Genomic DNA, 17,262 nt, shown 5'->3' on the forward strand with positions numbered 1-17,262 from the left:
CACGCTCTTTATTTTTTTCGTTGACTCCATTCATTGGATAAAGCGTCCAATTCGGACTGTTTTTTGTGAGTGTTCTCCTTTCTTATTTATTTTGGTAAGGTTAAGAAAATTTAGCAAGTAAAGCCCTTTATTTAAAATAATGTTCGGAATTTGACTAAAATATGGAATGTAGTTTTCCTAATATTCGAATTTACATTGAAAAATAGCCGATTTATTGATACAATGGTTCAGGATTAAATAAAATAAAACGAGGTGTTCAGATGTCATCTGTAGTAGTGGTAGGCACGCAGTGGGGCGATGAAGGTAAAGGAAAGATTACTGACTTCTTAAGTGAAAATGCTGAAGTCATTGCTCGCTATCAAGGTGGAGACAACGCAGGACATACCATCAAATTTGATAATGAGACATACAAGTTACACTTGATTCCTTCTGGTATTTTTTACAAAGAAAAAATCAGCGTAATTGGTAATGGTGTGGTAATCAACCCCAAATCGTTGGTTGAGGAATTAGCGTATTTACATGAACGTGGTGTTTCAACTGACAATTTACGTATCTCTGATCGTGCACATGTGATTTTGCCTTACCATATTAAATTGGATCAATTGCAAGAAGATTCAAAGGGCGACAATAAGATCGGTACGACCATTAAAGGGATCGGACCAGCTTACATGGATAAGGCAGCTCGGGTAGGCATTCGGATTGCGGATCTTTTAGATAAAGAGATTTTCGAAGAACGCTTAACGATCAATTTAGAAGAGAAAAATCGCCAATTTGTGAAGATGTTTGATTCTGAACCAATCGATTACGATACTATTTTTGAAGAGTACTATGAATATGGCCAACAAATTAAACATTATGTAACGGATACATCAGTTATTTTGAACGATGCATTAGATGAAGGCAAACGCGTATTATTTGAAGGTGCTCAAGGTGTAATGCTGGATATCGACCAAGGAACGTATCCATTTGTTACCTCTTCTAATCCAGTTGCTGGTGGAGTAACCATCGGTAGCGGAGTAGGTCCGGCAAAAATTGATAAAGTCGTGGGTGTGTGTAAAGCGTACACTTCACGTGTTGGCGATGGCCCCTTCCCAACAGAATTACATGACGAAATCGGTGAACAAATCCGCGAAGTCGGCCGTGAGTATGGGACAACAACGGGACGTCCGAGACGTGTGGGTTGGTTTGACTCGGTTGTTATGCGTCATTCAAAACGGGTGTCAGGAATCACCAATCTATCTTTGAACTCGATTGATGTCTTGAGTGGTTTAGAAACAGTCAAAATTTGTACGGCTTATGAGCTAGATGGCGAATTGATCTATCATTACCCAGCCAGCTTGAAAGAATTAAATCGTTGCAAACCAGTCTATGAAGAACTACCTGGCTGGAGCGAAGATATTACTGGCTGCCGTGATTTAGCAGACTTACCTGAAAATGCCCGCAATTACGTGCGTCGCGTTTCGGAATTAGTTGGTGTACGAATTTCAACCTTCTCAGTGGGACCAGATCGCACACAAACTAATATTTTAGAAAGTGTTTGGGCACAAATTTAAAGGTCATAATGGAACAAACAATAAGTTATTTAGTATAATGAACATTACAAAAATAGTGTTAGGAGGATAAAACATGTATCAAATTCTAACCGATTCCTGTTGTGATGTTCCTTATCAATTGTTAAAGGAATTAAGTGTAGACTTTATTTCGATGTTTATCGATGTCAACGGGCAAGAAATGGTTGATGATCTAGGTGAACATTTTGATATTCATGCGTTTTATCAAGAAATTGCCGAGGGTGCCTTACCGACAACCTCTCAAGTAAATGTAGGACGATATACTGAATTTTTTAAACAATATGCAGCAAAGGATATCCCAATCTTATATATTTGCTTTTCATCTGGCTTAAGCGGTTCTTATCAAAGTGCGTTGCAGGCAGTGGAGCTTGTTAAAGAGGACTATCCGCAAGCAGAAATCCATGTCTTTGATTCGTTAGCAGCAAGCGGTGGTGAAGGCTTGATGGTTTATGAAGCAGTCCAAAAGCAGCAAGCAGGCGTACCTTTATCCGATTTGCTTGAATGGTTGGAAACGAATCGCTTAACTTATCAGCATTGGGTAACAGTGAATGATTTGAATCACTTGCAGCGTGGGGGAAGAATTTCTAAAACCAGTGCAGCAATTGGTGGTTTAATGAATATCAAACCGATTATTGACGTAGACCCGCAAGGAAAACTACGAACGTTAGAAAAAATTCGCGGACGCAAAAAGGCACTACAGCATATTGCTGACAAAATTGTTGAAAACACTGGTGAGCCAGCAGAACAAGTTATTTTTATTAATGCCAGTGGCGATAATGATGGCGCTGAAGACGTAAAACGGTTGATTGAAGCCCAGATCCAACCTAAAGAAATTCGGCTTTTTCCTTTAGGTCCGACGATTGCTAGTCACACCGGTTTAGGCTGTATTGCCGTCTTTACTCGAGGTCCAATTAGAAAATAAACGTAAATGAGCATCCCAACTTTCAGGATTACTCCGAAGGTTGAGATGCTTTTTTTGCGTCTGGAAATGAAAAAAGAGTAAAAGTTCCACTTGTTACTCTAAATCCGAGCGATTTTGCGAAGCCTTTCGTTCGTCTGAAAACTCACGAATGATTTGGCTGATTTGGTTCCGGTAGGTAGTCTGCAGGACATTTTCCCGCTGAACCAGTGAAATTAAAAAATCTGGCTGCGGGCGATCTTCAATCGGAATACTTACTAGATGATCCTCTGCATTAACTGCCAGCTCCACTAAAAAGCCGATACCTACTTGCTCTTTAATCATTCCTTTTAAGATATTCAGATTGCTGCTTTGGTAAATGATTTTCGGTTCAAAGTGGGCTTGCTGACTAAACTTTTCAAAGGCAATCGGGTGAACGTAATGTTCATTTAGCAGAACAAAGGACTCATGTTCCAGCTCACTAAAAGCAATACTTTTTCTCTTAGCTAAAGGATGTTCGGGACTCACCACAATCGTAAAGTTCTTTTTCACCAGTAACTCACTGTAAAGCTCGGGATCACGAATCGGTTCAGTGGAGCCTAAGAGAGCCATATCAATTTTTCCCCGTTTTAACAAGGCATATAAATCCTTTGAGCCGCCATCAATCAGATTCACATGCTCCATCAAATCATTTTTGAATAAGAAACTGGAGAGCTTAGGAAAATAGTAATTACCAATAATTGGCGGCAAACCAAATTCCAAGGTCTCTTCCTTTAAACGATCAATTTCTCGGATAGCTACTGATAATTCCTTTAAGATCACACTAATATGCTTGGATAAAATTAACCCGGCCTTTGTAATAATCACGGAACGGTGAGATTGATCCCGAATGATCAAGTCAGCACCTAGCTCATTTTCCAAGCGCTTGATTGCATAGGTAATAGTCGGTTGGCTTACATGAAAAGCTTGAGCCACTTTAGTAAAGCTTTTATCACGGACTAATCGTTGAAAATATTCTAGGTCTTTAAGATTCATAGTAGGCTCCTTTAGAAATGACTAAACATTTCATCATATAAATATTATTTATCATAATCCTAATTTTTGACTATGGCAAGCCGAAGGGTGTACCTTGTTAATGTACTCAATGAGAATGTTGTTGGCGCACAACAACAGACAAACTGAACCAATAACAAGGAGGAATTTAATTATGAAAGGGATCGAAATTTTAAACAATCCATTTTTGAATAAAGGAACAGCCTTTACTAAAGAAGAAAGAAAACAATACGGACTAGAAGGTATGCTACCTTCACAAGTTCAAACATTGGAACAACAATCTGTTCAAGCCTATGGTCAATATTTAAGCAAAACCAGTGATCTGGAAAAACGTATTTTCTTGATGAATATCTTCAATACGAACCGTACATTATTCTTTAAATTAATGGACGAACATGTCGTTGAATTTATGCCGATCGTTTACGATCCAACTGTTGCTGATTCTATCGAACAATACAATGAATTGTTTGTTCAACCACAAGATGCAGCTTTCTTGTCAGTTGATGAACCAGAAGCCATCAAAGCTAGCTTGGAAAACGCAGCTGCCGGCCGTGACATTCGTTTGATCGTTGCGACTGATGCTGAAGGTATTTTAGGGATTGGTGACTGGGGCGTTAATGGTGTAGATATTGCTATTGGTAAATTGATGGTTTATACCGCAGCTGCTGGAATCGATCCATCACAAGTATTGCCAGTATCAATTGATGCCGGAACCAACAACCAAGAATTAATCAATGATCCTTTGTACTTAGGTAACCGTCATGAACGAGTAAGAGGCGATCGTTATTACGACTTTATCGATCAATTCGTCAATGCGACTCAAGAATTGTTCCCTAAAGTATTGTTGCACTGGGAAGACTTCGGCCGTTCAAATGCTGCCAATATTTTAGAAAAATACGAAGATAAAATTACGACCTTCAACGATGACATTCAAGGAACAGGTATCGTGGTATTAGCCGGTGTTCTAGGTGCCTTGAATATCTCAGGTGAAGATTTAACTAAACAAACAGTAATGACCTTTGGTGCAGGGACTGCCGGTGTTGGTATTGCCAACCAATTGTTAGACGAAATGACTCGTCAAGGTCTATCTGAAGAAGAAGCCCGCAAACACTTCTACATGGTAGACAAACAAGGCGTATTGTTCGAAGACACTGAAGAGTTGACGAATGGTCAAAAACCATTTACGCGCCAACGCAGTGAATTTGATAATGCTGACGAATTAACCAACTTAACAGCAGCCGTTAAAGCAATTCATCCAACGATTATCATTGGGACATCGACTCAACCAGGTGCCTTCACTGAAGAAATCGTGAAAGAAATTGCGGCTAATACCGAACGTCCAATTATCTTCCCATTGTCTAACCCAACTAAGTTAGCAGAAGCAACAGCCGAAGATTTGATCAAATGGACCGATGGTAAAGCGTTGATCGGTACAGGTATTCCCGCAGCGGATGTCGAATACAAAGGCGTGACTTACCAAATCGGACAAGCAAACAATGCTTTAATGTATCCAGGTTTAGGTCTTGGTATCATTGCCTCGACTGCTTCTCGGGTAAATGGCGAAATCTTGTCACAAGCCAGCCATGCATTAGGGGGGATTGTCGATACAAGCAAACCAGGTGCAGCTGTATTACCACCAGTATCTAAGTTAACAGAATTCTCACACACCATTGCTGAAGTTGTGGGACAAAGTGTCTTGGATCAAAAATTAAACAAAGAAGAAATCAAAGATATTAAACAAGCAGTCGCTGACATGAAATGGTACCCAGAATACCGCTCACTAGACGCTGAATAATCTTTAGAGGGGGAAATTAAGATGATCTTCTTTCAATCGATTCAAAGCGTCATCAGTATCATTCTCATGATTGCTTTGGGTTATATCTTGAAGGGCCAGGGATGGTTTGACGAAAAATTTGGCGGCAGCATTTCATCATTAATCACGAAAGTCGCATTGCCAGCTTCCATTTTCGTTTCTGTTTTAAAAAATTTAACAAAGGAAACCTTATTCCAACTATCGGGTAGCTTAATCTACCCAGTTGGTGGGGTCGTAATTTCCTACATTATCGCTTATATTTTAGTAAAGGTTTTGAAAATCAGACCCGGTCGCCGCGGGATTTTCATGAACGCAGTCGTTAATGCCAACACCATCTTTATCGGTTTGCCATTAAATATTGCCTTGTTTGGTGATAAAGCTTTACCTTACTTCTTGGTTTACTATGTAACCAACACGGTTTCTACTTGGGCCTTTGGGGTATTCTTGATCTCCAACGATGACCCAACCAAAGTAAAAGGTGAAAACAAAGCCAAACTAAATTGGAAAAAATTGCTGCCACCACCATTGCTTGGTTTTATCGTAGCGATCATTTTCTTACTAGTCGGCATTCCAGTACCAACATTTATTAACTCTACGTTGACCTATGTTGGGAATATCGTAACACCATTGTCCTTGCTTTATATTGGGATTGTGTTGCATGATGCTGGTCTTAAGAGTATCCGCTTTGACCGAGATACCGTTGTAGCTTTACTAGGTCGCTTCATTTTGGCACCAGCTGTCCTAATTGGTTTATTGCTAGTCGGACAAAATGTCTTTGGAGCAGAATTAGCACCACTATTGCAACAAACCCTGATTGTTCAATCAGCGACTCCAATGTTGGCTGTCTTGCCAATCTTGGCTAACGAAGCGCACGGTGACGTGAAGTACGCTACCAACTTAGTTACAACAAGTACATTGTTATTTGTAATTGTTGTTCCAATCTTGATGCAGTTAGTACAATTTATCTAAATAAAAAAGGAAAGCTCAAATTGCGAGCTTTCCTTTTTTGTGTTCAGCTCCAAAGCTGAGGGAGTTTGTTAAACCTTTCTTAGTTCCCGGTAAACAGGTGGCTAAGTTTTTCTTGTACGTCTTTGTTTTCTAAGAATTCATCGTAAGTTGTTTCGCTGCGATCGACAACGCCATTTTCAGAAATGGCAATAATACGGTTGGCGATGGTTTGGATGAACTGGTGGTCATGGGATGCAAACAGCATCGCACCCTTGTAAGCGATCAACCCTTCATTCAAAGCTGAGATAGATTCCAAATCCAGGTGATTGGTTGGATCATCTAAAACTAAGACGTTGGCTTTAGACAGCATCAGCTTAGAAAGCATACAACGCACCTTCTCGCCTCCGGAAAGGACGTTAACAGGTTTCATTACCTCGTCGCCTGAAAACAGCATACGACCTAGGAAACTGCGTAAGAAGGTATTATCATCTTCTTCTTTGCTGGCATACTGACGCAACCAATCTAAAATTGGCAAGTTGCTGTCAAACTCGCTACTTGTGTCTTTAGGCAAATAAGCTTGGCTAGTGGTAACTCCCCAACGGACAGTGCCAGTATCAGGCTTCAAATCGCCCATGATCACGCGGAATAAAGTAGTTGTAACAATGTCATTTTCGGCCACGAAAGCTACCTTGTCTTCACGATTCAAGATAAAGGAAATATTATCAAGAATTTTCTTGCCATCAATCGTTACACTAACGTTTTCCAGCTGCAGCAGGTCATTGCCGATTTCACGATCTGGCTTAAACTGCACAAACGGGTAGCGTCTTGAAGAAGGTCGAATGTCATCCAAAGTAATCTTTTCTAGCATTTTCTTACGTGAAGTTGCTTGTTTTGATTTCGAAGCATTAGCACTAAAGCGGGCAATAAAGTCTTGCAGCTCTTTGATCTTTTCTTCTTTTTTTGCATTTGAGTCAGATTTCAGCTTGGTAGCTAATTGGCTAGATTCCAACCAGAAATCATAGTTTCCGACATATAATTGAATTTTACCGAAGTCAAGATCGGCCATATGTGTACACACTTTATTCAAGAAGTGACGGTCATGGGATACGACAATAACGGTATTTTCAAAATCGATCAAGAAGTCTTCCAACCAATTAATGGATTGAATATCCAAGCCATTGGTGGGCTCATCCAATAGCAAAACATCGGGTTTGCCAAATAATGATTGCGCTAAAAGGACTTTGATTTTTTGTCCAGCCGTTAACTCGCTTATTTTTTGCTGATGAAGTTCTTCGGGGATATTCAAGCCTTGTAGTAAAACAGCTGCTTCTGGTTCAGCTTCCCAGCCGCCTAGTTCAGCAAATTCCCCTTCTAATTCAGCCGCACGAATGCCGTCTTCATCAGAAAAGTCTTCTTTCATGTAGACCTCGTCTTTTTCTTTCATCACTTGATACAGCCGTTCATGGCCCATCATGACTGTTTCAATTACAGGATAATCTTCGTAGTCAAAATGATTTTGCTTTAAAACAGCCATCCGTTCATTAGGACCCAAAATGATTGTCCCAGTGGATGGTTGGATTTCACCAGATAAAATTTTTAAAAAGGTCGATTTGCCAGCGCCGTTTGCGCCAATCAGTCCATAACAGTTGCCAGGGGTAAATTTAATATTCACATCATCAAAAAGTTTACGGTCAGAAAATTGTAAACTTACATCACTTACAGTAATCAATAGTTTTCCTCGCTTTTTTTTATTGGCGTAAGCCTCTTTTGCATTATAACGAGGGGTTAAGGAAGTTTCAAGCCAATAACTGTGAATTTACTTGTGTTTTAAAATACGTTAGACTAAAGAAGGGAAGGAGTGAAGGTGAAATGATCGGGATAATTGTGGTTGCGCATGACAATTTAGCTGAAGGTTTGGTTGAGACGGCACAAGCAATTATGGGACAACAACAACACGTAGATACCATCGCTGTGGAGGCTCAAGACGGGAATCTGCAAGAGATGTTTGACAATAAAGCTAAAAAGATGCTGGAGGAAGTCGATGAAATTGTCTGGCTAATTGATATTTTTGGCGGTACACCATTTCGTTTCGCTAGCCAATGTGTAGTCAATCATCCAAAACAACATTTAGTAACCGGTATTAATTTACCAATGCTACTGCAGGCATTAATGAATCGCAATATATCCGCAGCATTGCTAACCGAGCAGTTAGAGGATGAAAGTAAAGAAGCGATCAGACGTATGTAAGAAAACTCTATCATAAATAAAAAAGCATGACACTATTCTTCGTTAAGGGAAAAATAGTGTCATGCTTTTTTTGTTTGCTGAAAAAAGTATCGGTTGCTCACAATTAAAGCGCTTGTTAAAGCAAGGGGACGATAATCGCCCATACCTTTTCACAAGCAAAAATGAGTATAGAAAAGTTTTTTTCGAGTGAAAAGGAGTTATAAAAGATAAAAAAATGCAAAAATAGCGTTTACACACTCGTTATTGAGTGTTATACTCGTTTACGAGCAATAAACAGAATTTTAGCTCGAATATGAGGAGGTTGAATGATGACACTAGCACTTGAATCAAGAGTATTTAGCTTGACGAAACCAGAAGTCATTGAAGAAGTTGAAAAAACACGGGAGGTACCAAAAGGTTGGGTAGCCGTCGAACCAACTTATGCAAGTATCTGTCACGCTGATTTGCGGTATTTTGCAGGCTTGCGTCGACCAGAAGCTTTAGCCAAAAAGCTGCCGATGGCTTTATTGCATGAAGGTATTGGTATCGTAAAACAATCTGGCTCACCAGATTTTTCTATTGGTGATCGGGTCGTAGTTGTTCCGAATATTCCTGGCGCTATTTTGCATCCAGAAATACAACAAAAGGCGAATGTCCCACCTAATTACTCACAAGGAAATGCTTTTTTAGGTAGTGGTTATGATGGATTGGCTCAAAGTGTTTTAGTTCACCCAGCCGAGTGCCTAGTGATAATTCCAGATGAAATTCCTAATGAAATAGCGGTACTTGCGGAACTATCTTCTGTTTCTCACCATGCAATTAGTCACGTAGCAGAAAAATTAAGTAAAAAAAATACAAAAGTGGCATTGTTTGGTGATGGTCCAGTGGGTTACTTCACCGCAGCTATGCTGAGATATCTATATGGTATTAATGCAGAACGTTTCATGGTGTTTGGCGCAGCCGAAGATAAATTGGCGCATTTTGACTTTGCTAGAACGGCCAATGTTTTAACGTATGATTTCCAGCATGAAGCTGAGAAATTCGATGTAATTATCGAATGTACTGGCGGACGCTTTAGTGAAAGTGCCATAAATCAAGCAATCGTGATTGCTGATTCTTTAGCCGATATCATCTTTATGGGTGTAACAGAAGAACTAGTTCCAATTAATACCCGCGACATTTTAGAAAAAGGGATCACCGTTCATGGCAGCAGTCGGTCCTCCACCGTCAATTTCGCTGCGGTCATAGAAGGCATGAAAAATGAGGAATATCGTGCAGCACTGAGTAAAATCTTACCTAAGCAAGTGACTGAGATTTCCAGCGGCGAAGATTTTCGTCAAACGATGGTGAAGTTTGTAGAAGATCCTGGCTGGAACAAAACGGTCATGCGTTTTAATTGGTAATCGTAAACAAAAGGAGTGAATAAGATGATAGGAATTTTACTAATTACCCACGGAGAGATGGCTGCTGGAATTATGGATAGTTTGCAGCTGATCATGGGTGAGCAAACGGATTACCAGACGATGGGGTTAAAACATGGTGATGACATTAGTGAGTTTAACGAACAGATTCAAGCGGCGATCATTCAACTGGATCAAGGCAATGGGGTATTAGTGATGACTGATTTATTTTCAGCGAGTCCTTACAATCAGGCAGCAATGTGTTTCAACAAACTAAAAGCAAAGCATGCTTATCGCCTACTTTCCGGAGTGAACTTACCGATGGTCATCGAAGCGTTTAACCAGCGATTAATCGGTTCTGATTTAGAAGCTACATACCAGACAGCGATGCAGGCGGGTCAAACAGGAATAAAAGAATTTTTCGAGGAAATCCAAAAATTAAAATAGAGGAGCAAATAAAAATGGGCGAAATTGTATTAGCAAGAATTGATGATCGGTTGATTCATGGCCAGGTGATGACTGCCTGGCTGCAATTTACAGGAGGCAATCATATTGTGATCGTGGATGACGCAACCGCGGGGGACGAATTCACGAAGTCTATTATGTCAATGGCGGTTCCTAACGGTATTAAGTTATCAATTTTAGGTATTAATGACGGTTCAGCACTACTAAAGGCCATCCCTGGAAATGAAAAGGTAATTGTGTTAGCTAAGGAACCACAAACCTACTGGCAATTGATTGAACAAGGTGTATCTTTTGAAGAAATCATTATTGGCGGGATGGGTGCTAGAAAAGATCGAAAAACCTTCCATAAGAATATTTCAGCAACAGAAGAAGAAAAAGAGACCTTCAAAAAGATTGTTGCAAGCGGTGTCAAAATGAAAATTCATGTAATTCCTGATCAAGGTTCACAAGCAATTGATAACTTATTATAGGTGAAAAGGAAGTGACAAAATGAAGATCAATTTGATTCAAGCGATTTTAATTGGTGTTGTTTATTACTTGGGAATTAATGGAACCCCGTGGCTTTCACTAGTTGGAACGCATGGCTGGATGCGCCCTTTGGTAAATGGGACGGTAGTTGGTTTGATTTTAGGGGACCCGGTCCAAGGATGTATCATCGGTGCAGCTATCAACTTGCCATACCTGGCTTTTATCTCAGCAGGCGGAACAGTGGCGATGGACCCGGCTTTAGCGGGAACGTTAGGGACTGCCTTGGCAATGGCGGCAAATGTTAGTCCATCTGTCGCAACAACACTAGCAGTACCTATTGGTTTATTAGGAACATTGATCTGGGTTGCTCACATGACGGTCGATATTACCTTTGTTCACATGGCAGACAAAGCCGCTGAAGAAGGGAACATTGATAAAATTAATTGGCTGCATATCGTACCACCGCAATTATTTTTATTACTAATCACCGTTGTACCTGTTGCAGCAGCAGCTTACTTAGGGGCAGATGCGGTAGAAGGTGTTGTTGATGCATTAGGGGGAAGACCATTAGCAGTGTTATCAGCAATTGGTGGAATTCTACCAGCTTTAGGGATTGCCATGAACTTGCGGGCAATGAATGGTAAAGGAACATTGTTATTCTTTGTCTTAGGTTTTATGATCGCCGTTTACTCAGGGTTACCAGCAGTACCGATTGCTATTTTCGCTCTAGTCATTGGATATGTCTTTACTGAATTATACTTGAAAGATAAAAATGGAGGGATGGCTTAATGGAACAAACAACGGTTGAACAAACGAAACTACTTTCCAAAAAAGATGTGGTTAAAGCTTTCTGGCGTTGGACTTTTTTCTCCCATGCCAATTACAACTACGAACGATTACAAGCAACCGGAGTAGTTCATGCCTTTAGTCCCATTTTGAAAAAACTTTATGGCAAAGACGAGGATGAAATGAAAGCGGCTTTGGATCGCCACATGCAATTTTTTAATACCGAGCCTTCCTTTGGGGGCCCCATTTTGTCGATGGTTATTGCAATGGAAGAAGAGCGGGCCAGCGGAGCGGACATCAATGATCAAACAATCAATGGATTGAAGACCGGCTTGATGGGACCATTGGCCGGAATTGGCGATACGCTTTGGCAAGGAACGTTGATTCCCATCTTGCTATCGTTCACGTTACCTTTTGGTTCGCAAGGAAATATTTTTATGGGTCCGGTTCTGTTTTTCGCTTTGCACTGGATTATTATGACCGTCATTGCTTACTTCCTGTGGATTCAAGGGTATGAGCAAGGAAAAGAAGGAATTCAAAAGATGATGGCGGGTGGTCGCTTGTCTTACATTATGACCTTCTCGCAAACGTTAGGAGCCATTGTCATTGGGTCATTGGCTGCAAACTTTGTAAATATCGCTACCCCACTACAGGTTCATTTAAGTGGTCAAGAATCTTTATCCATTCAAACGGATGTATTAGACAGCTTGGTAAAAGGAATTCTGCCTTTAGGGGTTACCTTACTCACCTACTATTTATTGAAAAACAAGAAATACACACCCACCAAAGTGCTAGTGATTCAAATTGTCGGTGGTGCTGTTTTAGGCGCACTAGGCTTAATTGTGAATTCTCTGTAAACTAGAGAGCTAACCAATATAAAAAGACCTTGCTGAGGAGACTGTACATTCTCAGCAAGGTCTTTACTTATCCTATTGTTCTCTCAAAATTTCCCCTAAGGCAGGCATATCATGAACTTGGTATTTTTCTTTGAAGGCTTCAACTTCTTCAGTTGAAAACTCGGCTGGATCTAATTTCAATTCTTCCACAGGTAATGGACGAGCATTTTTGATTTTTACATCGATAACGACCGGTCGTTTACTGTTTTTCGCTGCTTCAAAAGCTGGTTGTAATTGATCATACTCAGTGATGGTAAAGCCTTCAGCACCCATTGCTTCAGCCGCTTTACCAAAATCTGCACCACCTAAGAATACACCAAATTTCTTTTGTTCAGTGTCTTCTTGTTCGGCTTCAATAAACCCAAAGGATTCATTGGAAAATACGACATTGATAATTGGCATCTCATACTTCACTTGAGTCATAATATCTTGCATGACCATTGCAAAGCCGCCATCACCACTTAAGGTAAAGACTTGGCGATCAGGGTAGCTTAATTGAGCAGCAATCCCGCCTGGCACACCATTGCCCATCGTAGCAAACCAACCAGAAGTAGTGTGCAGCTGTTTACCGTTCAATTCTAAATGACGGATAGCGTGAATAGTAGTGTTACCAACATCAGTCACAAAGACAGCATCCTCTTCAGCGATCCGGTTAATTTCTTTGAAAACTGGTTCAGGACGCAAGGGTGATTGTTTATCTTCATAGAAGCTCTTACGCCAGTTGTGCCAATTTTTAATATTGGTTTGATTAGCTTTAAACCAATGATCGGCTGGACGTGCTTCACCTAGTTCAACCATTCTGCGTAAGGCTGTATTGGCATCCCCTAAAATTGCTACATCGGTGTGATGACGACGCCCAAATTTAACCATATCAATATCGACTTGGATAAATTTCGCTTCGGGATTAAAGAAGGCCCGGGCAAATGGGAAGTCACTGCCGACAAAGACGATTAAATCAGCCTTAGCCAAGGCTTCATTAGCAGGTTTAGTCGCCACGCGCGCCGCAAATCCTAAGAAGTTTTCATAAGTATCAGGAACAATACCTTTAGCCAAAACCGCTGCAGCTACAGGCATAGAAAAATGTTCAGAGAACGCTTTGATTTCTTCAAAACCACCCCGCGTTCCTTGTCCTATATATAGAACTGGTTGTTTAGCCGCTTCGATTAATGGAATGGCGGCTTTTAAGTCTTCTTCAGCCGGCATAACCACACCAGTACGATGATTTTTAGCCGTCGCAATTTCTTGTTCTTCAATATCGGCAAACCCAAAATCAACCGGAATCGTAACTACCGCAACCCCTTTATGTTCATAAGCGGCTTTAATCGCTTCATCGACTAAATGAGGTAAGCTTTCAGGTGTCATCGCCGTGCGATTATAGATACTTACATCGGCAAACATTGGATTTTCATTCATTTCTTGGAACATGTTATAGTTCATAGCTGTAGAAGCTACTTGTCCTAGCAACGCTACAACCGGAACATGGTCCATTTGAGCATCGTATAGCCCATTGATTAAGTGGCTAGCACCTGGTCCGGCAGAACCAAAGACCGCACCGACTTTACCAGTAAGTTTGGCATCAGCTGCCGCAGCTAATGCGCCTACTTCTTCATGGCGTACTTGTACGTATTTTACACTTTCTCTTTCTTTGTATAAGGCATCCATCGTTGAATTAAAGGAACCACCAGGGATTCCGTAAATATGATCAACGCCCCACGCTTCGAACACTTTGACCATTGCAATAGCAGCATTAATTTTTGTCATGTTTCTCACTCGCTTTCTTAGATAGCTAACAAGATAAGTATAACGCTTTTACTAAATCCCACCAAAGAATGTGTTTCGCAGGGAATTTGAGGGGTCGTCTATCTTGTGATACACTAAAAAAAAGCGGGAAACGCTTTAGGAGGTTAGAGGATGGAATGGTTGTTGGCGTTATCTGCTTGGCAGCAAGCTTTAGTAGGTACACTATTTACATGGGGAATGACTGCTTTGGGAGCAGCCATGGTTTTCTTTTTTAAAAATATTAATCGCAATGTGTTAAACACCATGTTAGGATTTGCTTCAGGTGTAATGATTGCGGCTAGCTTTTGGTCTTTATTAGATCCAGCCATTGAAGCGGCCGAGGAGAATGGTTCAATTCCTTGGCTAGTGGTTAGTATTGGCTTTGGCTTAGGTGGTCTGTTTTTATATGCGGCGGATAAAACAATCCCCCATATGCACTTTGGACCTAATAATGAAACAGAAGGATTACCCAGTCATTTAAAACGAACAATCTTATTGGTTTTCTCGATTACCTTACACAACATTCCAGAAGGCTTAGCGGTAGGTGTTGCCTTTGGGGCAGCCAACGAAGCGGCTAATCCAACCGCAGCAGTACTGGCAGCCATTTCGGTTTCCTTAGGGATCGGCATCCAGAATTTCCCTGAAGGAGCGGCTGTATCAATCCCGTTGCGTCAGGAAGGGTTAAGCCGTTGGAAATCTTTTCTTTACGGTCAAGCCTCAGGGATTGTTGAGCCGATTGCTGCAGTCATCGGTGCTGTGCTGGTAATGCGCGTTCAACCGCTGTTACCGTATGCGTTAGCTTTTGCAGCAGGTGCGATGATTTATGTCGTAGTGGAAGAGCTGATTCCAGAAGCGCAAGCAACCACCGACAGCAAGCATCATCATGCTGTATTTGGGGCTATGTCAGGGTTTATCATTATGATGATTTTAGATGTAGCGTTAGGGTAAATAAAGGAGCGGATTTGTACCGCTCTTTTTTTCGTTCGTCACTCGATACTTGTGGCGTTGGCAGTATCGCTGTAGTTATTAAGATAAAAATCGTTTTCTTAATATTTTGCGGTATATTTCATGGAAATGTTCATATTTAGTTGCAATCATTGATGGGAAGTGTTATGCTATTTCATGTAATACGTTTGATATGTGACTATTTGTTTATCTATACTTTTTGATACGCACTTCTTTCTACACGTCATTTTATATTACAAAAATAAACACAGCTGATGTGTATTTGGAGGTACTTATTATGAATAACGGTACAGTAAAATGGTTTAACGCAGACAAAGGATTTGGATTTATCACTGGAGAAGACGGCAACGATGTATTTGCTCACTTTTCAGCTATTCAAGGTGAAGGATTCAAGAGCTTAGAAGAAGGCCAAGCAGTTTCTTTCGATATCGAAGAAGGACAACGCGGACCTCAAGCTACTAACATTGTTAAAGCTTAATTACGATAATTGATGAGGAGATCTATTCAGATCTTCTCTTTTTTTTATATTTAGGAGGATGAAAAATGGCTGGAAAAACGTTTGGATATAGACCGAATGTCCCTTCAGAAATTGGTGAAAAATTTATGGTGGGCTCGGAAGTAGCATTTCTTTACAAAGAAGAATCCCAAGTCGGTGTGATTGAAACCATGTTGAATAACTCAGCAGTTGTCAGAATTGTTCTTAGTCCTACCAAAACATTACACGATTTCACTACAGTCATTCGTTATGCGGATATGCAGGATACCAAGAATAACTAATCTTCTATACAACAAAAGAAAACAAATCATCTGATCCTGTTTGAGATGACTTGTTTTCTTTTTTTATGATTTATTCACGTTAGTACGATTTTTAGGAATGGCAACAGTGTGCGAAGCTTTTAATTTTTGTAAGGATACGTTGAAACTAGATTAGGTATTAATAACGACGCTGCTGGCTGCGCTTGGTTAACCAATTGACAATAAAATAAGCGATGGCTAAAGGAACTCCAATGCGAAAGGCAATAGACAGTACTCCAGAAATTAGTGGGCCAACGATGTGCAATGCGAGACTAGCTACGAGAAAAAAGCCGATGACCATTAAAATACGTACAGGCGTTGAATAAGTTTTCATAAGTTTTTCCTTCTTCCTTGTTGTTCTTGATGATGTATAAAGTATAACAAACGTTTTTAATAAAAACGTCCAACCTAAGATGTATTTCTAGATTGGCTATAAGTAGTAGTAAATTAGTAAAATAGAGCTATCCTAGTTTGTTTATCTATGCTAGAGTAGAAACAAAATGACTAAATATGAGGAGTAAAGTGATGTTAGAAGCAATTATTTTTGATATGGATGGGGTATTGGTTGATTCAGAGTATACCTATTTTGAGAGTAAATCAGCTATTTTAAAAGAAGCGGGTCACCCAGTAGCGGAAAGCTACCATTACCAATTTATGGGAACGACTGGAGAGTACATGTGGCAAAAGATGAAAGAAGAATTCAATTTGCCGCTGGCAACCGACGAATATGTAACAAAAATGGTTCAAATGCGGGAAGAAATGGTGAAAAAAGATGGGGTGCGTCCGATTAAAGGTGCTCCGGCTTTTGTTAAACGTCTACATGAGGCGGGTTTACCTTTAGGTGTTGCTTCTTCTTCGACTTTAAAGGAAATCAAATCGAACCTAAAAGCTCTGGGTATTGCTGATTGTTTCCAAGTAGTTATGAGCAGTGAAGAGGTGCCAAACTCTAAACCAGCTCCTGACGTCTATTTAGAAGTAGCACGCCGTTTGGGGGTTGAACCAGTAAATTGTTTAGGCATTGAAGACACAAAAAACGGCAGTACTTCGGTTAGCCGTGCGGGAATGGTGTGCGTAGGCTTTCATAATCCGATCTATCCCAAACAAGATTTGCAAAAAGCGGATCGAATTGTCGAAAGTTTTGACGAGTTGGATAGGGACGTTTTGGCAAAAATCCATCAAGAAGTGAGAGGCCACTAAG

General features: G+C 40.5%; 18 protein-coding genes. 14 read left to right on the forward strand and 4 right to left on the reverse strand.

What is annotated here, in order from left to right:
• Positions 1 to 260: 260 nt before the first annotated feature.
• Together IGI42_RS09405 and IGI42_RS09410 are read left to right on the forward strand one after the other, a co-directional pair.
• The gene (locus IGI42_RS09405) at positions 261 to 1,553 is read left to right on the forward strand and encodes an adenylosuccinate synthase (protein WP_438715583.1); all 1,293 of its coding nucleotides are present in this window, start codon (positions 261 to 263) and stop codon (positions 1,551 to 1,553) included.
• A 73-nt stretch (positions 1,554 to 1,626) separates the two neighbouring features.
• Complete coding sequence (locus IGI42_RS09410) at positions 1,627 to 2,493, forward strand: DegV family protein (RefSeq protein ID WP_438715584.1); 867 nt, start codon at positions 1,627 to 1,629, stop codon at positions 2,491 to 2,493.
• A gap of 93 nt (positions 2,494 to 2,586) precedes the next feature.
• On the opposite strand, the gene IGI42_RS09415 is transcribed toward IGI42_RS09410, so the two are convergent.
• On the reverse strand, positions 2,587 to 3,504 hold the full coding sequence (locus IGI42_RS09415; RefSeq protein WP_438715585.1) for a LysR family transcriptional regulator: 918 nt from the start codon (positions 3,502 to 3,504) through the stop codon (positions 2,587 to 2,589).
• A gap of 115 nt (positions 3,505 to 3,619) precedes the next feature.
• Between IGI42_RS09415 and IGI42_RS09420 the strand changes: the two genes are divergently transcribed.
• Together IGI42_RS09420 and IGI42_RS09425 are read left to right on the forward strand one after the other, a co-directional pair.
• Positions 3,620 to 5,317 (forward strand): malolactic enzyme, encoded by a 1,698-nt coding sequence (locus IGI42_RS09420; RefSeq protein ID WP_438717030.1) that lies wholly within the window; start codon positions 3,620 to 3,622, stop codon positions 5,315 to 5,317.
• A gap of 21 nt (positions 5,318 to 5,338) precedes the next feature.
• Positions 5,339 to 6,304: an AEC family transporter gene (locus tag IGI42_RS09425; RefSeq protein ID WP_438715586.1), complete on the forward strand. Its 966-nt coding sequence runs from the start codon at positions 5,339 to 5,341 to the stop codon at positions 6,302 to 6,304.
• Between the two features lie 79 nt (positions 6,305 to 6,383).
• Here IGI42_RS09425 and IGI42_RS09430 read toward each other — a convergent pair whose 3' ends face one another.
• Positions 6,384 to 8,012, reverse strand: a complete 1,629-nt coding sequence (locus IGI42_RS09430; RefSeq protein ID WP_438715587.1) for an ABC-F family ATP-binding cassette domain-containing protein — start codon at positions 8,010 to 8,012, stop codon at positions 6,384 to 6,386.
• 140 nt (positions 8,013 to 8,152) lie between these two features.
• Between IGI42_RS09430 and IGI42_RS09435 the strand changes: the two genes are divergently transcribed.
• From IGI42_RS09435 to IGI42_RS09460, 6 genes are all read left to right on the forward strand, one after another.
• A complete protein-coding gene (locus IGI42_RS09435) occupies positions 8,153 to 8,530 on the forward strand; it encodes a PTS sugar transporter subunit IIA (protein WP_438715588.1) in 378 nt (125 codons plus the stop codon).
• A 308-nt stretch (positions 8,531 to 8,838) separates the two neighbouring features.
• Positions 8,839 to 9,912 (forward strand): alcohol dehydrogenase catalytic domain-containing protein, encoded by a 1,074-nt coding sequence (locus tag IGI42_RS09440; protein WP_438715589.1) that lies wholly within the window; start codon positions 8,839 to 8,841, stop codon positions 9,910 to 9,912.
• A 24-nt stretch (positions 9,913 to 9,936) separates the two neighbouring features.
• Entirely contained in the window at positions 9,937 to 10,356 is a 420-nt protein-coding gene (locus IGI42_RS09445; RefSeq protein ID WP_438715590.1) for a PTS sugar transporter subunit IIA, read from the forward strand.
• A gap of 14 nt (positions 10,357 to 10,370) precedes the next feature.
• The gene (locus IGI42_RS09450; RefSeq protein WP_438715591.1) at positions 10,371 to 10,844 is read left to right on the forward strand and encodes a PTS sugar transporter subunit IIB; all 474 of its coding nucleotides are present in this window, start codon (positions 10,371 to 10,373) and stop codon (positions 10,842 to 10,844) included.
• 19 nt (positions 10,845 to 10,863) lie between these two features.
• Positions 10,864 to 11,631, forward strand: a complete 768-nt coding sequence (locus tag IGI42_RS09455) for a PTS mannose/fructose/sorbose/N-acetylgalactosamine transporter subunit IIC (RefSeq protein WP_438715592.1) — start codon at positions 10,864 to 10,866, stop codon at positions 11,629 to 11,631.
• A complete protein-coding gene (locus tag IGI42_RS09460) occupies positions 11,631 to 12,485 on the forward strand; it encodes a PTS system mannose/fructose/sorbose family transporter subunit IID (protein ID WP_438715593.1) in 855 nt (284 codons plus the stop codon). The genes IGI42_RS09455 and IGI42_RS09460 overlap by 1 nt, the downstream gene beginning before the upstream one ends.
• A 72-nt stretch (positions 12,486 to 12,557) precedes the next feature.
• Here the strand turns inward: IGI42_RS09460 and spxB are convergent, their stop codons facing one another.
• Complete coding sequence (gene spxB / locus IGI42_RS09465) at positions 12,558 to 14,285, reverse strand: pyruvate oxidase (protein ID WP_438715594.1); 1,728 nt, start codon at positions 14,283 to 14,285, stop codon at positions 12,558 to 12,560.
• Positions 14,286 to 14,435: 150 nt separating this feature from the next.
• Between spxB and IGI42_RS09470 the strand changes: the two genes are divergently transcribed.
• The 3 genes from IGI42_RS09470 (at position 14,436) to IGI42_RS09480 (ending at position 16,046) form a co-directional block, all read left to right on the forward strand.
• On the forward strand, positions 14,436 to 15,251 hold the full coding sequence (locus IGI42_RS09470; RefSeq protein ID WP_438715595.1) for a ZIP family metal transporter: 816 nt from the start codon (positions 14,436 to 14,438) through the stop codon (positions 15,249 to 15,251).
• Positions 15,252 to 15,546: 295 nt separating this feature from the next.
• Complete coding sequence (locus IGI42_RS09475; protein WP_438715596.1) at positions 15,547 to 15,747, forward strand: cold-shock protein; 201 nt, start codon at positions 15,547 to 15,549, stop codon at positions 15,745 to 15,747.
• A 65-nt stretch (positions 15,748 to 15,812) separates the two neighbouring features.
• On the forward strand, positions 15,813 to 16,046 hold the full coding sequence (locus tag IGI42_RS09480) for a hypothetical protein (RefSeq protein ID WP_438715597.1): 234 nt from the start codon (positions 15,813 to 15,815) through the stop codon (positions 16,044 to 16,046).
• Between the two features lie 157 nt (positions 16,047 to 16,203).
• Here the strand turns inward: IGI42_RS09480 and IGI42_RS09485 are convergent, their stop codons facing one another.
• The gene (locus tag IGI42_RS09485; protein ID WP_438715598.1) at positions 16,204 to 16,398 is read right to left on the reverse strand and encodes a hypothetical protein; all 195 of its coding nucleotides are present in this window, start codon (positions 16,396 to 16,398) and stop codon (positions 16,204 to 16,206) included.
• A gap of 191 nt (positions 16,399 to 16,589) precedes the next feature.
• Here IGI42_RS09485 and IGI42_RS09490 point away from each other — a divergent pair, with 191 nt between their 5' ends.
• Entirely contained in the window at positions 16,590 to 17,261 is a 672-nt protein-coding gene (locus IGI42_RS09490) for an HAD family hydrolase (protein WP_438715599.1), read from the forward strand.
• The last annotated feature ends 1 nt before the right edge of the window (position 17,262 follow it).

It is taken from the genome of Enterococcus sp. AZ109 (genome assembly GCF_051714625.1).
Classification (GTDB): Bacteria; Bacillota; Bacilli; order Lactobacillales; family Enterococcaceae; genus Enterococcus_A.

Bases quoted from the DNA above. Each gene is read 5' to 3' on its own strand.
- IGI42_RS09405 (WP_438715583.1), top strand. From the start codon at position 261: ATGTCATCTGTAGTAGTGGTAGGCACGCAGTGGGGCGATGAAGGTAAA.
- IGI42_RS09410 (WP_438715584.1), top strand. From the start codon at position 1,627: ATGTATCAAATTCTAACCGATTCCTGTTGTGATGTTCCTTATCAATTG.
- IGI42_RS09415 (WP_438715585.1), bottom strand. From the start codon at position 3,504: ATGAATCTTAAAGACCTAGAATATTTTCAACGATTAGTCCGTGATAAA.
- IGI42_RS09420 (WP_438717030.1), top strand. From the start codon at position 3,620: ATGTTGTTGGCGCACAACAACAGACAAACTGAACCAATAACAAGGAGG.
- IGI42_RS09425 (WP_438715586.1), top strand. From the start codon at position 5,339: ATGATCTTCTTTCAATCGATTCAAAGCGTCATCAGTATCATTCTCATG.
- IGI42_RS09435 (WP_438715588.1), top strand. From the start codon at position 8,153: ATGATCGGGATAATTGTGGTTGCGCATGACAATTTAGCTGAAGGTTTG.
- IGI42_RS09440 (WP_438715589.1), top strand. From the start codon at position 8,839: ATGACACTAGCACTTGAATCAAGAGTATTTAGCTTGACGAAACCAGAA.
- IGI42_RS09445 (WP_438715590.1), top strand. From the start codon at position 9,937: ATGATAGGAATTTTACTAATTACCCACGGAGAGATGGCTGCTGGAATT.
- IGI42_RS09450 (WP_438715591.1), top strand. From the start codon at position 10,371: ATGGGCGAAATTGTATTAGCAAGAATTGATGATCGGTTGATTCATGGC.
- IGI42_RS09455 (WP_438715592.1), top strand. From the start codon at position 10,864: ATGAAGATCAATTTGATTCAAGCGATTTTAATTGGTGTTGTTTATTAC.
- IGI42_RS09460 (WP_438715593.1), top strand. From the start codon at position 11,631: ATGGAACAAACAACGGTTGAACAAACGAAACTACTTTCCAAAAAAGAT.
- spxB (WP_438715594.1), bottom strand. From the start codon at position 14,285: ATGACAAAAATTAATGCTGCTATTGCAATGGTCAAAGTGTTCGAAGCG.
- IGI42_RS09470 (WP_438715595.1), top strand. From the start codon at position 14,436: ATGGAATGGTTGTTGGCGTTATCTGCTTGGCAGCAAGCTTTAGTAGGT.
- IGI42_RS09475 (WP_438715596.1), top strand. From the start codon at position 15,547: ATGAATAACGGTACAGTAAAATGGTTTAACGCAGACAAAGGATTTGGA.
- IGI42_RS09480 (WP_438715597.1), top strand. From the start codon at position 15,813: ATGGCTGGAAAAACGTTTGGATATAGACCGAATGTCCCTTCAGAAATT.
- IGI42_RS09485 (WP_438715598.1), bottom strand. From the start codon at position 16,398: ATGAAAACTTATTCAACGCCTGTACGTATTTTAATGGTCATCGGCTTT.
- IGI42_RS09490 (WP_438715599.1), top strand. From the start codon at position 16,590: ATGTTAGAAGCAATTATTTTTGATATGGATGGGGTATTGGTTGATTCA.